This window comes from Telluria sp. RT2P19, assembly GCF_059685725.1.
In genome coordinates, this window is the sequence record NZ_JCASIL010000023.1 from 79,488 (window position 1) to 94,608 (window position 15,121).

Below are 15,121 nucleotides of genomic sequence, written 5' to 3' on the forward strand. Positions count from 1 at the left end.
CAACTGAGATCCGCCGCTTTCTGGCCGAGATAGTATCTTCGAACGTGGAAATTCTAAGATATCGCTCTCCGGCCGGACGGTCAACTGTTGTTTTCAAAAAAGCTGCATCCGTCTATTAACTGGAGGGTAGAGCAATGGTGAAAGCAGTCTTAGAACCCGTTTGCGCAAGTGCACATGCGCGGGAAACTTTTACGCCTTTGTCCGTGATACGCAAACGCGCGGCCAAGGTATCGAATCTCTGGATCTTCGATTCCCCCAAGAACAATCGCCGCCTTACCGTGTCCGGTGACGTGCCCTTCATGCACTTGATGCTACTTGAAGGTGATACGGGCGTTGCTGGTTACGAACTCGTCGATGATCCTTTTAAAGTTGCTTCAAACAGTGATGCCGGCTATGTCAGGGTACGCAGCCGCGACGGCGCTGAGCATTGGATCGTCATAGCTCGTTCTGGGCGCTCTTCATCAGGCAAGGAAAGTGATCCCTCGATTCCGGAGGGTCTGCGAGAGAAGGCATCATCGGCCGGTGTAGAAGTTCATGCGCGCAGCGAACTTGAACTGCTTGGGAAAGAAGTCTTCCTGGACAACTGGCTCATGCTCTGCGCAATCATGACCCGTGTCAAAGCTTATCCCACGTATCGCGAAACCGAGCTGTTCTTGGCATTAATGTCTCGACATGGCGCGTTGCGCGTACAGGATGTCTTGGCCGACGCCCGGGCCGATCGGAGCATCATGCTTGCCGTGGTGGCCAGGGCGCTCCAGGAAGGCACGGTGCATACCGATCTGACTCGCCGCCTATTCGGAACTCACTCGCAACTCGACCGGGTGCGGTCATGAGTGTCCCACGTAGCCGGACCCTTATTCCTGCTGCCTTTGCGAACTTGTCGCAGTGGCCAGCACCTGATGAGGAAGTCCTGAACGAAGAAATCCTGCGTATTTACCGACCTCGTAAGCTGGCTGTCGCAATGTACGCGGACGGAGTAGCGCACGAACAGATCACAGCTGCTACGGCGATACCGCGCCAGAAGATTTTCTACCTGGTTGGCCGATGCATGGCTGGTGGTGAGGACGGCACGATCGCCGGCTTTCGTGCGCTGGTGCCTTGGAAGCGTTTGCGCGGCTACGAGCGACGTGCTCCAGTTGTCCATGAGCTAGGTGAAGGATCGGGTGGGTGTGCAGGTGCTCTATCGCAGCTGTTCGCGCGATTTCCCGAAGTGGAGCTACACATTCGGAACCGCTTTCTTGGCACTGGAGAGCGTTCGGTTCGAGTAGTTCGGATCAGCTACGCCGAGCTTCATGGTGAATTTCTTGACCAGCTACGCTCACTGGGTTTTACGTCGGAGGACTGGCCATTCAGTACGAAGAATTGCGGATACAAGTCTCTTCGGCAATTTTGTATCGGTTTGCTGAGCGAGAACGCAACGCGCTGGTTCTCGGCTCGCTCTGGAGAGGAAGCGGCGCGTCGACATGGGGTCGGTTCTGGGAGGCGCAGCCTTTTTCCGCAGCTTCGCGGCTATGGCGCCTGCCAATTAGATTTCCATAAAGTCGACGCAGCTTCAGTTCTGATCCTGGAGACCGAAGATGGCGGACGCTTGCCAGTACCGCTTGCTCGCTGGCACATCGGCTTTCTTATTGAGGAGCGATGGAATCTTGTGCTGGGCGCGTTTGTAGCGCTCGAGGGGAACCCGAGCGGGGACAGTGTGCTAGAGGTGGTCGAGTCCGCGATACGTCCACCGGCCGAAGAAAGCGATGCGGCTACTTGCCCATTAACTGTTGACGGCAAGGTTTTCCCCATACAAATCATGCCCGAGATAGCGTTCCAGGGCTTCGGCGTCCTGAAAATGGATAACGCATGGTCGAATGCGGCGACCGAAGTCGTCGATAACATAATCCGTACACTCGGTTGTGCGATCAATTTCGGTCCGGTCAAGGCGTGGTGGCGTAGGCATCCAGTTGAAAGGATTTTTGGCAAACTGAGCGAGCGTGGTTTAAAAAGACTGCCTTCCACATTCGGGTCTGGGCCAAAAGACACGCGCCGCAATAAGCCCGTCGAGCAGGCCGTGAAGTTCGAGATCACCATACGTGACCTCATTGATGTCATTTATGCCTGCATCAGAGAGCACAACGAGGAAGGGAATGAGGGTAACAATTTCTCTTCGCCGATAGGAGCGCTCCAGCATGGCTTGAATCGCTCCGATTCGGGAGTGTTTCTGCAGCCTTTACCCATTCCGGCGCAGCAAGACTTGAAGCTTCTTTCTCATGTCGAAGTTGTTAAGGTTTGCGGCAGCCGCAAGAATAACATCCGGCCTCATGTGACTCTCGGGCGATGGAAATATACAAACGCCGCGCTTGCGAACGCCTACGACCTCATCGACCGGCAACTCATCGTCTACTGCGATCGACGCGATGTCCAGGTCGCAAATGCGACCGTACTCGAGACGGGCGAACAGCTCGGCGCTCTGCAGGGCCCGGCGAACAAGCAAGGACACCATATTTCCTGGCGTAACCGTGCACTTATGAACCAGGCAGGTCTGTCGCAACGCCTGCATGAGAATTCGACGTCAGTGGCGGCACGCTGGTGCGATGGCAAGGCGGACGAACTGCGCGAACGCAGCAAGCGTGCTCGAAACGCCAAGCGCGCTTCTAAGGAAGCGCTCTCCCTTTCCAAGGTCCAGGCCGATCAAAAGCGCATCGGTGATAAAGCGGCGCTAGGGGACTCACTGATACCTTCCCCACCTTCAATCTTGCCAAAGACCGGTAGCTTCTTCGATTTCGAAGCTCCCAAGACTGGTCCTACTTATTTAGGAGATTAAATTGACTGCATTCGCTAACCTACTGACGATCGACCATCCTGCATTTAATCGAAATACTGTCCTATTGACCGAACCAATCAAGGAACTCTACCAAATCGTCCGCCACATCCTGCTCGTGCGCGAAAGCGGTTGCTGTTTCACTGCGCAAAGCGGTGTAGGAAAGACTCGCGCGCTTGTACTACTCGAACATCTACTGCGTGACCGCATGCCCGAGTTGGTCGTGATCCGGCATAACAGTTGGAACCAGCAGGTTTCATCGATCCGGGCATTCTTCAAACATTTTCTTACTGCGGTAGGTCACCCGGAACTTCGTGGCGAGACCTTCGACCTGCGCCACCGACTTGTGCGACGCCTCATTGATCTGGCTCGAGTATATCAGTCACCGTTTGTCGTGCTCCTTATCGATGAAGCAAATGCCATGCGTCTCGAAGATTTCCTCTTCCTGAAAGATATCTATAACGAGCTGGACCGTGAAGGCGTCCAGTTGGTAACGATCATGATGGGACAGGACCCAGATTTTTCCGACGTTATTGGCCACCTTCGGGAGATGGGCAAGTCTGACCTCATCTCTAGATTTGCACGGCGCCGTCAATCGTTTCGAGCATTCTCGTATAAGGAAGATGTGGCGTCAATTTTTGCTCAGTATGATAGTTCCGTCTGGCCCGCTGAAACTTCCCAGACCTGGACCCAGTTCTTTATGCCGACTGCCTGGGACGCTGGATTTCGGCTGGAAAACGAAACCACAAGGTTTTTCGACGCTGTGAAAAAATGTTCCCCGCATTCGGTCCACAAAGTGGGTTTTCCAGCCCGACAATTCTTCACGGCACTACGGCGCTATCTCACGGTCCAGCACCATCGCGACGCACCGGGGGTTTTTCCAAGCTCGGAAGCTTGGGACGACGCTGTTGACTTTGCACTTTTGGCGGACTCAATTGCCGAAATGAAAGGTGAGGCCAAGCGGGCACAAGGGAGACCGCGATGAAGATTTACGATAACGCCGTTAGAGAGTTTCCTTCCAACGCCGCGCTCGATTTGGTTCCCTTGCCGGAAGAATCGATGGTCTCCTCAATATGGCGATTCGCATGGCGTAACGGCCTCGGAGTAAAAGAACTGCTTACCCATTGCACGCACGGTGCGGGCTATCAGAAAGAGCATGCCACTTTTTCCTATAAGCGTGGTTTCGACCCGGACGTGTTCAGCCACAGCAGCTGGTGGATTGATGAGCCGAGTGAAAAAGAGGTATTCGGATCATCATCTGAAAAACATAGGTCTATATGGTGGAATACTGCGTTTCGCTATTGTCCCCTATGTCTAGGGCATCTTTATCATAGCTTCTGGCATCAATCGAAGTTCCTCTCCCACTGCCCGCTAGATGGAGCAGCACTGCGCGATACTTGTTACTCGTGCGGCAAGCATTTGCCCACTTATGGATTTCATCAAGAGATCCTAAGCAGGCCATACGTCTGCCCGCACTGCAACGGTCCCATCTCAGGCGTTGGATTGAGCGTGGATGCTCGGTTGGAGATACAGCAAAGCAAAAGGGAATACGCGCGAGCTTTTGAAAGTCTTGATCATTGGTGGGAGGAGTCGACAGCAGTACGCAATCAGCTGGAATCATTTTTGTCTTCACGGGCATATCATTTCTCGCCGTGGTTGAGGCCTGAAACTACATGGCTACAGTGGGTTATTCACCAAGTCCCCCCGCCGGCAACGCTACCTTTCACGACACGCGAAGTTCCCCAACTCGTGGTCTTGACTTGGAAAATCGCTCTTGAACGATGCGACCCTATGAAAAGCGTCCTTTTTCCGAAGCGTTGGAAAACTGAAAAACTTAGTCTTGCAATAAAGGTTTATCGTGCAACGCTACGACGGTTACTTCGCGTAATCGCAGAATCGGAACCGTTCGACGATGAGGACTATGTTCGTCATCGAGCCGAATCCATCAAAGACCTTCTGAATTCTCCGAGCGGCTGCAACATGAAATTATTAGCCTTCATCATGCTCAGAAATAGCTACGAGACCTATTTTAGTGTGATGCATGCATCGCCAGACCAAGCAGATTTCCAGGACTGGAATGTGGGATTCCCTTATGGGAACGAGTTTGCACAGCGGGTAAGGATATGTTGGCGGGCGCAGTTTATCGCTGAGTATGCAGCGTTCTATTGGTGGCTAGTCGCTGTGCGGGATGGGAGGAAAAGAGTTGGCGACTTCAGAAGAGAAACCGCGACAATGAGTCATGTTGATGTGAAGTTCGACGGAAGTAATGGTGACTATATTATTGGTAAGGTCGCCTTCCCAGCTGTTGATGGACTTCGGCTTAGTCTGTCTCCCTGATGCCATAGGTGGGTGAAACCGGATAATAAAGTAGCTTCCATGACCGGTGGTGGCAGCTCGCCACCTACCGGTCAGCCATTCATGCAACAAAAACGCTTTACCGCTACCTCAGTTTAAGGATCCGGCGCGCACCAGTGAGCACGATGACGGCGATGATGGTGCCCACAACAAGATCGGGGTAAGGCGAACCAGTCCAGGTAACCAACACTCCAGCAGCGATCACGCCGAGATTGGCGATAACGTCGTTGGCGGAAAATATATAACTTGCCTTCATATGCGCACCCCGATCACGTTTCTTGGCGATCAAAATCAGGCAGGCAGCGTTAGCAATGAGGGCTACGGTTCCGACACTCATCATCAAAACAGATTCGGGTTCACTGCCAAAGAAGAAACGTCGAACCACTTCACTCAGCGCACCTAGTGCGAGCACGAGTTGAAGCCACCCAGCCACGTGGGCCGCACGAGTTTTTAGCGCAGCCGCGCGCCCAACAGCGTATAACGCTAAACCATAGACTGCTGCATCGGCGAACATGTCGAGCGAATCGGCTACTAATCCTGCGGATTCTGCGATTAACCCCCATGTGAGTTCGACCACGAACATCACAGCATTTATAGCCAGCAGCAGCCGCAACGTCTTCGCCTCTGACGCGTCTCCAGCTTTATCGGAGCCGCTAGTCGATTGGGACAGGTCTGGACGGGAACTGATCAGGTGGGCGCCCAAGTCTAATCGTGTCAGCTTCGACAATATAGGATCGATGTTTCCCGAGTGTGCTACGTGGAGCTGCCTTGCCGAGAGATCGAAGTTGAGCGAATGTATGCTTTCGACATCAGCTACCGCCATGCGGATCATGTTCTCCTCAGACGGGCAGTCCATCTTCGGTATTGCGAGCGTGCTGATCGTGCGTTGTACGGTAGAGCGTGGCTCAGCCGGACGTGAGCTGCGAAGCTCCACCCCCAGTCGCAATGGTTGAAGGACGTCGAAAAGGATATCTGCGCTCCCACGGTGGAGCACTCTGACGGTTCGGGTATTTAGGTCGAAGGCGATATGATCGATGCCGTCGACTTTGTCCAAAGCCATCCGAATCAAGTTTTCTTCAGACGGACAGTCCATTTTGGAGACGAACAGCTCGGTTTCAAGGCCGCTAGAAGGCGTGGTCTGATTTTGTGTCATGAAAGTGAGTTTTTTGATGGCTGGTTATTGGAGGGTAAACCTTCAACCAGCTTCAAGGTCAAGTGTGCTCAGGACCTGTGATTGGCACCACGCTGAGTGAGCTACCCGGCTTGTCCCGCCGGCGCGAGGGCATCAATGATGCCGCAATCGGCAAATCGACCGCCCCGGCATGAAACCAGCAGACGGGAAAGATGTTCTTTCAATAAGTTGAGGTCTCTGATCTTTTGCTCGACCTCGGCAAGGTGTTGTTCTGTCAGCGCTGTCACGGCGCAGCAGTCGCCGTCTCGCTGGTCGGAGAAGGCCAACAGGCTTCGAACTTGGTCGACCGTGAACCCGATCTCCCGTGCACGGCGAACAAAGCTCAGGCGGGCTACATCCTCGCTCCCGTACAGCCGGTAGTTGCTGCCGGAGCGGGATGGAGAGTCGAGCAACCCAATTTTCTCGTAATAGCGAATCGTCGCTGGGGGCATCTGCGCCGCAGCGGACAGCTGTCCTATCGTAAATGTGCGTGACATATGCTTGACATTAAAGTGGCTTCAAGGTTTATAAAGCTCATTTATTAATCCGTCAAGCAAATCCAATCATGCGCATCAAGATCAATGCTTCTGTCGCCACGACCCTGTTGGTCATGTGTATGGCCGCAGGCTCTGCCTTTGCTGAGGGCACTCCACTGACGCTTGCCGAGGCCGTCGCACGGGCTAGACTCCACGCGCCGCAATTGCAGGGCGCTGACGCAGCCTTGCGCATCGCCGATGCCAATGTACGCCAGTCTGGACTTCGACCGAACCCGACACTTTCCCTTGAGGCTGAAAATGTCTTGGGATCGGGACGCTACTCCGGTTTCGGTGGGGGAGAAAAGACGGTCGCGCTGTCAATGCCCTTGGAGCTCGGTGGTAAACGCGGCGCGAGGATGCGCGTGGCCCAGGCTGAACGGGCCGCCGCCGGTATTGGGGCGCGCTCCGCGGAAGCGGAGCTGACATTTCTGATTACCGAGGCGTTCGTTACCCTTGCTGCCAACGAGCGCTATGTCGCGATCGCAAAAGCTGGTCATGAACTGGCTGCGCGTGCTCACCATGCAGCACGCGAACGGGTGCGCGTCGGAAAAGCATCTCCAATAGAGGAGCAAAGGGCGGACGTGCTGCGAATCAATACGGAGGTTCGTCTGGGCAAAGCACTACGCGCCGCCGAACTGGCCCAGAAAACGGTCGCACGGCTGACAGGCACGGCGATGCCGCTCACGATCGCGTCCACGTGGTTCGAGCAAATAGAACGCAGCGAGATGACGCCGGCAGCAGGGCAGGGGTTGGCGATCGCAACAGCAGAGGCCGAGGTGGCCGCTGCGGAAGCTCGCGTCGATGCGGCCAGGCGCGACCGGATACCGGACGTAACGCTGACCGCAGGCATGCGCCGTTACGGCGAATCGTCCGACAAGGCCGCTGTGCTCGGCCTGTCGGTCCCACTGCCATTGTTCAATCAGGGCACGGCCGCGCTGGCGCGCTCGCGGGCGGAATTCGATCGGGCTTCCGCCGCGCGCCGCGGCGTCGCACTGCAATTCGAGCAATCCAGCGCGCAGGCGGAAGCCGAGGTGGCCGACGCATTGGCGGCCGCACGGGCCGCCAATGGCCCCGCGCTCGCCGCCGCAGAAGAAGCGGCGCGCATCGCGAGGATCGGATACGCCGAAGGAAAATTCCCGCAACTCGAATTGATCGAGGCCGAGCGCTCTTTGGCCGAAACCCGCGAAAGCTCGGTCGACGCGCTCGCAGCACTCCATACTGCCCGGGCACGTCTGGCTCGGCTCCAAGGTTCCAACTCTCCAATTTATAAGGATTGACCCATGCAAGCGGTATTCCGATCGGGCCTGTGCGCCGCGATGATCCTGTTGAGCGCATGCTCCCCCAAGCCAGAAACAGCCCCTAAAGTAGCGGCCGAACAGGGTGAAAAAACGGCGACCGCCTCAGGCGAGAAAGCCGAGAAGGCCGAGAAGAGCGGCGAAGCCGGCGAGCGGGGCGAAGCTGCGGAGAGAGAAGGCGAAGCCGAAGCCAAGGAAGATTTTGTATCGCTATCGGACCAGCAAATCAAAGCCGCGGGTATCGAGATCATGCCGGTTCGACAGTCCTTCGCTGGGGCGGTCGAGGCGCCTGCAGTCATCGCGGCAGACCCGAAGCATGCAGCCGTCGTCTCGAGCGCCGTTGGCGGCCGGGTTGTCGAGGTCCGGCGCAACCTGGGCGACCCGGTCGCTCGGGGCGACGTGCTGGCTGTAATCGAAAGCCGTGACGTAGCCCAGCTCAGGGCCGACGTTGAAATCGCCAAGCGGCAGTACGAGCTCTCGCAAGCCACGTTCGCGCGCGAAGAACGTCTGTTTGGCGAAAAAGTCACCTCGCGACAGGAATTCGAAATTGCGCGCAATGCCGCGCAAGAAGCACGCACCCGCCTTCGCCTGGCCGAGCAACAACTCGCCGCCGCCGGGGGAACGGGCGGAGGGCAGCTTAACCGGCTGATGCTGCGCTCCCCGATCAAGGGCAACGTCACGGCGCGGCAGATCGCCCTGGGCGACATCGTCGCGCCGGACGCACATCTGTTCGAAGTGGCCGACCTCAACGAACTGGCCGTCGAGCTTTCGCTGTCGCCGAACGACGCCGCCCGCGTCACCGTCGGCACTGCGGTGGACGTGTCGATTGATGGCCGCACCGGCGCAGGCCGCATCACCCACGTATCGCGCGTCCTCGATCCCGCCACCCGCCAGGTACGCGCCATTGCACGGCTGTCGAACGGGGAGGGAAGCTGGCGCATCGGCGAGACGGTCAGGGCATCGATCGCGCTCGAGGGCGGTACCGGCGGCACCCAGCTGGCCATTCCACGGACCGCCGTGCAGACGGTGGAGGACAAGCCGAGCGTGTTCGTCCGGGAGAAAGAAGGGTTCGCGATCAAGCGCGTCGTCCTCGGCGGTAACGCGGCCGGCTACGTCAAGGTGGTGTCCGGCCTCGACGGCAAGGAACAGATTGCGGTCAGCAATACTTATCTGCTGAAGGCGGAGCATGGCAAGGGAGAGGCAGGGGACGATGACTGATTTCCTCGTTCAACGGCTCCTGAAGGATACCCAACCATGATTGCTCGCATCGTCAACTTTTCCGTTGCGCGGCGGTGGCACGTCCTCATCGCCACCATCCTGCTGTCGATCCTCGGCGCATTCGCACTGACGCGCCTGCCGATCGACGCGGTACCGGATATCACCAACACGCAGGTGCAGATCAACGTCGTCGCACCGGCGCTCGCGCCGGCCGACGTCGAACGACAGGTCACCTATCCGATCGAGACGGCGTTTGCCGGCATTCCCGGACTGGAATCCACGCGCTCGTTGACCAGGCATGGATTTGCACAGGTCACGACGGTCTTCAAGGACGGCACGGATATCTATTTTGCTCGCCAGCAGATAGCGGAGCGGCTGCGCGCCGTCGAGCGCAACTTGCCCCCGGGTGCTACTGCGAGCCTGGGTCCGATCGCGACCGGGCTTGGCGACGTCTACATGTGGACGGTGGAGTACGCCTCCAAGCCGGCCCAGAAAGTCGGTACGTCGGCCGGCTTGCAGGCGGACGGAAGCTATATCACCCCGGAACGGGAAGTGCTGCGCGGCGCTGTTGAGAAGGCTACCTACCTGCGCACGGTGCAGGACTGGATCGTCGCACCGCAGCTCAAGAATACCGAAGGGCTGGCGGGCGTCGACGTCATCGGGGGCTACGTCAAGCAGTATGTGGTCACGCCGGATCCGCAACGACTAGCGGCCCTGGGCATCAGCCTGACGATGCTGGGCGAGGCATTGGAGCGCAATAACACGAGCGCCGGCGCCGGCGTCGTCGTCCAGAACGGAGAGGCCCTCACCGTCAAGGCCGATGCGCGCATCACCTCATCCGAAGAACTGGCAAAGACCGTCATCACCACCCGTAACGGCACGCCAGTGCTGGTGTCGCACGTCGCTAGCGTCGGCCTGGGGCAGGAGGTGCGTTTCGGCTCGGCGTCCGAAGGCGGCCAAGAGGTCGTCGTCGGTACGGCCGTGATGCGCATTGGCGAGAACAGCCGGACCGTTGCCGCCGCCGTCGATGTCCGACTCAAGGAAATCGCACATTCCTTGCCGCCCGACTTGCTCATCCGGCCAGTCCTCGACCGCACTCGGCTGGTCGATGCCACCATCAAGACCGTGGCAACCAATCTGACCGAAGGCGCGCTTCTGGTGATCGCCGTCCTGTTCGCGCTACTCGGAAACCTGCGCGCGGCGCTGATCGCCGCAGCCGTTATTCCGGTCACCATGCTCCTGACCTCGGCGGGCATGCTCGAGGCGGGACTCTCGGCAAATTTGATGAGCCTGGGCGCGCTGGACTTCGGCCTGATTGTCGATGGCGCCGTGATCATCGTAGAGAACGCGCTGCGCCGCATCGCCGAACACCAGCATGCGACTGGCAAAACTCTTACCAAAGCGGAGCGCCTTGATACCGTTGCGGCCGCCGCGCGCGAAATGATCAGGCCAAGCGTCTATGGCCAGGCGATCATCATTCTCGTCTATGTCCCCCTGTTGACGTTCCAGGGGGTGGAAGGCCGGATGTTCGCACCGATGGCGGTAACGGTGATTCTGGCCCTGGTATTCGCTTTCATTCTTTCTCTTACCTTTGTGCCGGCGGCGATCGCGCTATGGCTTTCGCGCCATGTCAATGAAAAGGAAAACCGACTGGTCAAAGCCGTATCCACGTCCTATGCACCTTGGCTGGACCGTGCACTCGCGAAGCCCAAGCTGACCGGCGTACTAGCGACCGTCGGTTTTGCGGGCGCGCTGGGTCTGTTTACAACGCTGGGCCAGGAATTTCTCCCGACCCTCGACGAGAAAGACGTGTTGCTGCAGGTCGCCCGCATTCCCGGAACCTCCCTGGACCAGAGCCAGGCGATGCAGTTCGCTGTCGAGAAGGCGGTCGGCAAGCTGCCCGAGGTAAAGCTGGTCTTCTCCCGAACAGGTACGGCTGAACTGGCCGCCGACCCTATGCCGCCGAATATCACGGACACCTTTGTCATCGTTAAAGACCGTTCGGAATGGCCGGAACCCGGGATGAGCAAGGCCGAGCTGGTTGAGAAGATCGAGAAGGCGGTTGCAGGCATCCCGGGCCAGAACTACGAGCTGACCCAGCCGATCCAGATGCGCTTCAACGAACTGCTGGCCGGCGTACGGGGCGACATTGCCGTCAAGGTCTACGGCGACGATTTCAACGCCATGATCCGCACCGCCGAGCAGGTTGCCGAAAAACTGCGTGCGGTCGAGGGCGCGGAGGACGTCCGGGTAGAGCAGGTGCAGGGGCTTCCGCTGCTCGATGTGCGGCTGGACCGCGACGCCATGGCGCGGGTTGGATTATCCGCTCAGGACGTGCACGACACACTGGCGGCAGCCATCGCGGGCCGGGAGGCTGGTTCCATCTATGAAGGCGACAGGCGCTTCGACGTGGTGGTGAAACTGGGTGAGACCAGCAGGAACGATGTGGAAGCCTTGCGCCAGTTGCCAGTGCTGACGCCAAGCGGCAGTTTCGTGCCGCTGGGGTCGGTGGCCGCGCTGGAGACGGCCAAGGGACCGAACCAGATCAGTCGCGAGAACGGCAAGCGTCGCGTCGTGGTACAGGCCAACGTGCGCGGACGTGACATCGCCAGCGTGGTCAGCGAAGCGCGCGCAAGCATCAACGCGGACGTACGGGTGCCCGCCGGTGCATGGATTACCTGGGGCGGGCAATTCGAGAACCTCGAGCGTGCGCGGATGCGTTTGGCAGTCGTGGTACCAGCCTGCTTCGCGCTCATCATCGCGTTGCTGTACTCGGCTGTTGGGTCTTGGCGTTCGGCCGCGGTCGTGTTTACGGGCGTGCCTCTCGCCCTGATCGGGGGTATCGCCGCACTCTGGCTGCGTGGCATGCCGTTTTCGATCTCGGCGGCCGTTGGATTCATCGCACTGTCCGGCGTCGCTGTCCTCAACGGGCTGGTAATGGTGGGCTCGATCGACGACGTGGCGAAACAGCTTCCGTGGGCACAAGCGGTGCGCGAAGGTGCGCTGCGGCGCCTGCGCCCCGTCTTGATGACGGCACTGGTCGCATCGCTGGGCTTCGTCCCGATGGCATTGGCAACCGGCGCCGGCGCCGAGGTGCAGCGGCCGTTGGCCACCGTTGTGATCGGAGGCCTGATCTCCGCTACGATCCTGACGCTGTTCGTGCTGCCGACGCTTTACCAGCGCTTCGCCCGTCCGCCCGAGAACGTGGCGGAGGGAATTTGAACAGTCCAGTAGAGTGAACGCAAGGACTCGAACATTGGAAGGAATCACATGAAAGCGCAATACGACCTGGTCATCGTTGGCGCGGGTTCAGGCGGGTACATCGCCGCAATCCGCGCCGGACAACTCGGCTTGTCCGTGGCCTGCATTGAATCGAATCCTTACGCCGCACCCGACGGCCAGGCGCGCCCCGGAGGAACCTGCCTGAACGTGGGATGCATTCCATCCAAGGCATTGCTTGCGTCGAGCCACCTGTACGAACAGGTCGTCCACCACACCGCCGAGCACGGTATCACCACTGGCGGCGCGGCGATCGAGGTCGACAAGATGATCGATCGGAAGGACGGGGTGGTCTCGAAAATGGCCAAAGGGATCGAATACCTGTTCAAGAAGAACAAGGTCGACTTTATCAAGGCGCGCGCGCGCTTCGTCGGGATGCAGGACGGGGTATATTCCCTGGAAGTCTCGGCCGAAAATTCCGTGCAGGAGATCAGCGCGGGTAACGTGATCATCGCCACCGGGTCGAAGCCGCGCCAGCTGCCAGGCACCCGGATCGACAATGCAATCATCTGCGACAACGCCGGAGCGCTCGATTTCCGCGAGGTGCCGAAACGCCTGTGTGTGGTTGGCGCCGGCGTGATCGGTCTCGAGCTAGGCTCAGTGTGGCGGCGCCTGGGTGCGGATGTCACCCTGCTCGACGCCATGCCGGACTTCCTGCCCGGCTGCGACACCGCCGTGTCCAAGGAAATGCTCAAGCTGATGTCTGGCCAAGGGCTGAAATTCGACCTTGGCGTGAGCATCGACAGCATCGCGCTCAGCGGCGGCGGGGTGCAGATTTCGTATCGCGACCGTGCTGGCGCCGCCAAGGAGCTCGCTTGCGACAAGGTGATCGTGGCGATCGGGCGCGTGCCCAATACGGATGGGTTGGGAATCGAGGCAATTGGCCTGGAGCTTGACCAGCGCGGCTATGTGCCGGTCGATGAACACTGCCGCACGATATTGCCGAACCTGTTTGCCATCGGTGACGTCGTGCGCGGGCCAATGCTTGCGCACAAGGCCGAGGAAGAGGGAATCATGGTCGCCGAGATCGTCGCAGGGCAATCCGGGCAGGTGAATTACGCCGCCATCCCCTTCATCATCTACACGAGTCCCGAAGCCGCGTGGGTTGGCAAGACGGAGCAGGAACTGGCACGCGAAGGCCGCGCATTCAAGTCGGGACAGTTCCCTTTCTCGGCCAACGGGCGCGCACTCGGCCACGGCGACGCACAGGGGTTTGTCAAGGTCCTAGCCGATGCCGAGTCGGACCTTGTGCTGGGCGTGCATATCGTCAGCTCGCTCGCGTCGGAAATGATCGGTGAAGCGGCAATGGCGCTCGAGTTTTCGGCGTCTTCGGAGGACATTGCCCGGATCTGCCACGCGCACCCGACATTGTATGAAGCAATCAGGGAAGCGTCGCTCGCTGTCGACAAGCGTGCGCTGAACATCTGACCGTCAACTGTATAGGAACCGATAGTGGCCAAACCCTTTTCACCGCTCGCTGCCGTGTTGGTCGCCGGGCTTATCGCACTTGCCGACCTGGTCACCAAGGCCGCAATCGTGGAACATCTGGCCTACGGCCAGCAGATCGAGTTGTTACCCTTGTTGAACATCGTCCATGTGATCAACCAGGGAGCGGCGTTCGGTCTTCTGGCCACGGCCGGCGGATGGCAACGCTACCTTTTCATTGTTGTAGCCGTACTCGCGTCGATCCTGATCGTCCGGATGATCCGGAAACCTGAAACAGGCTCCGCGGAAAGGATCGCTCTGGCGATGATCCTTGGCGGAGCGGTTGGCAATCTCGTTGACCGAACTGCGCGGATGGGCGTCGTTGACTGGATCGATGTGCATGCAGGAGCGCATCACTGGCCAGCTTTCAACATCGCCGATATCGGGATCACGGTCGGCGCCACGCTCATCGTTTTGCACGCGCTGTTCGGTGGCCGTGCAGCACCTCCGGTATCCGACAAGACCCGATAGTCATCGCCCCCTGGACGCGCACTGCCACCCGAAGCATGGCCAGTCGCGCGGGGCGGTCTGAACAGGGCGACGATCCAGCCCATACAGAACAAACATAATCAGATCTACAACAATTCGAGACCCATGTTTCTGCCCGGCGGGCGTTGTAAAATTTGCCATACTCCAGTGTTCTCTTCCGTAACCGAGCAGTCAAGGACTCCATGAAGCGCCTGTTTCTGATCATATTGTTCGCGCTTTTGCCCTTACAGACTGGCTGGGCGGCAGGATGGTGCGTGATTTCCGACGACGCGTCGGCCATCGCAGCGGTATCCGACGTAACCGGGGCTGCAAATCCGATAGACGTGCAGCTCGAAGCTGGCTGCAGCGCAACTTGTGTATCGGCATGCGAGAGCCTGTCAGATTTTCTGTGTGGAACGGGGTCATGAAATAATGCCGAAAGGACTGTTCCATGACCGAAGTGATGACCACCAAGAAGCCCAAAAAACAGAAAGCAGCGTACCCGTTC

At 58.6% G+C, this 15,121-nt stretch carries 11 protein-coding genes; 9 read left to right on the forward strand and 2 right to left on the reverse strand.

Translation table 11 applies throughout. The features are described from left to right. Window positions 1-134 precede the first annotated feature (134 nt). The 4 genes from AC56KW_RS22680 to AC56KW_RS22695 are packed head-to-tail and all read left to right on the forward strand — an operon-like array spanning window position 135 to window position 5,143. Complete coding sequence (locus tag AC56KW_RS22680; RefSeq protein WP_162819335.1) at window positions 135-833, forward strand: hypothetical protein; 699 nt, start codon at window positions 135-137, stop codon at window positions 831-833. Continuing rightward, on the forward strand, window positions 830-2,809 hold the full coding sequence (locus AC56KW_RS22685) for a hypothetical protein (RefSeq protein ID WP_162819334.1): 1,980 nt from the start codon (window positions 830-832) through the stop codon (window positions 2,807-2,809). The genes AC56KW_RS22680 and AC56KW_RS22685 overlap by 4 nt, the downstream gene beginning before the upstream one ends. A 1-nt stretch (window position 2,810) precedes the next feature. Continuing rightward, entirely contained in the window at window positions 2,811-3,791 is a 981-nt protein-coding gene (locus AC56KW_RS22690; RefSeq protein ID WP_162819333.1) for an ATP-binding protein, read from the forward strand. Continuing rightward, window positions 3,788-5,143, forward strand: a complete 1,356-nt coding sequence (locus tag AC56KW_RS22695; RefSeq protein ID WP_109343490.1) for a TniQ family protein — start codon at window positions 3,788-3,790, stop codon at window positions 5,141-5,143. Before AC56KW_RS22690 ends, AC56KW_RS22695 begins: the two co-directional genes overlap by 4 nt. 103 nt (window positions 5,144-5,246) lie before the next feature. Here the strand turns inward: AC56KW_RS22695 and AC56KW_RS22700 are convergent, their stop codons facing one another. Together AC56KW_RS22700 and AC56KW_RS22705 are read right to left on the reverse strand one after the other, a co-directional pair. Next, entirely contained in the window at window positions 5,247-6,314 is a 1,068-nt protein-coding gene (locus AC56KW_RS22700; RefSeq protein WP_109343489.1) for a cation efflux transmembrane domain-containing protein, read from the reverse strand. 101 nt (window positions 6,315-6,415) lie between these two features. Then, on the reverse strand, window positions 6,416-6,829 hold the full coding sequence (locus AC56KW_RS22705) for a MerR family transcriptional regulator (RefSeq protein WP_109343488.1): 414 nt from the start codon (window positions 6,827-6,829) through the stop codon (window positions 6,416-6,418). A gap of 68 nt (window positions 6,830-6,897) precedes the next feature. Between AC56KW_RS22705 and AC56KW_RS22710 the strand changes: the two genes are divergently transcribed. The 5 genes from AC56KW_RS22710 to lspA are packed head-to-tail and all read left to right on the forward strand — an operon-like array spanning window position 6,898 to window position 14,616. After that, window positions 6,898-8,145: a TolC family protein gene (locus AC56KW_RS22710; RefSeq protein WP_205289051.1), complete on the forward strand. Its 1,248-nt coding sequence runs from the start codon at window positions 6,898-6,900 to the stop codon at window positions 8,143-8,145. A 3-nt stretch (window positions 8,146-8,148) separates the two neighbouring features. After that, window positions 8,149-9,381, forward strand: a complete 1,233-nt coding sequence (locus AC56KW_RS22715; protein WP_109343487.1) for an efflux RND transporter periplasmic adaptor subunit — start codon at window positions 8,149-8,151, stop codon at window positions 9,379-9,381. Window positions 9,382-9,417: 36 nt separating this feature from the next. Further along, window positions 9,418-12,603, forward strand: coding sequence for an efflux RND transporter permease subunit (locus tag AC56KW_RS22720; protein ID WP_109343486.1), 3,186 nt, complete (start codon window positions 9,418-9,420; stop codon window positions 12,601-12,603). 48 nt (window positions 12,604-12,651) lie between these two features. Further along, window positions 12,652-14,088 (forward strand): dihydrolipoyl dehydrogenase, encoded by a 1,437-nt coding sequence (gene lpdA, locus AC56KW_RS22725; protein ID WP_109343485.1) that lies wholly within the window; start codon window positions 12,652-12,654, stop codon window positions 14,086-14,088. 24 nt (window positions 14,089-14,112) lie between these two features. Further along, the gene (lspA, locus tag AC56KW_RS22730; protein ID WP_205289050.1) at window positions 14,113-14,616 is read left to right on the forward strand and encodes a signal peptidase II; all 504 of its coding nucleotides are present in this window, start codon (window positions 14,113-14,115) and stop codon (window positions 14,614-14,616) included. Window positions 14,617-15,121: the final 505 nt, after the last annotated feature.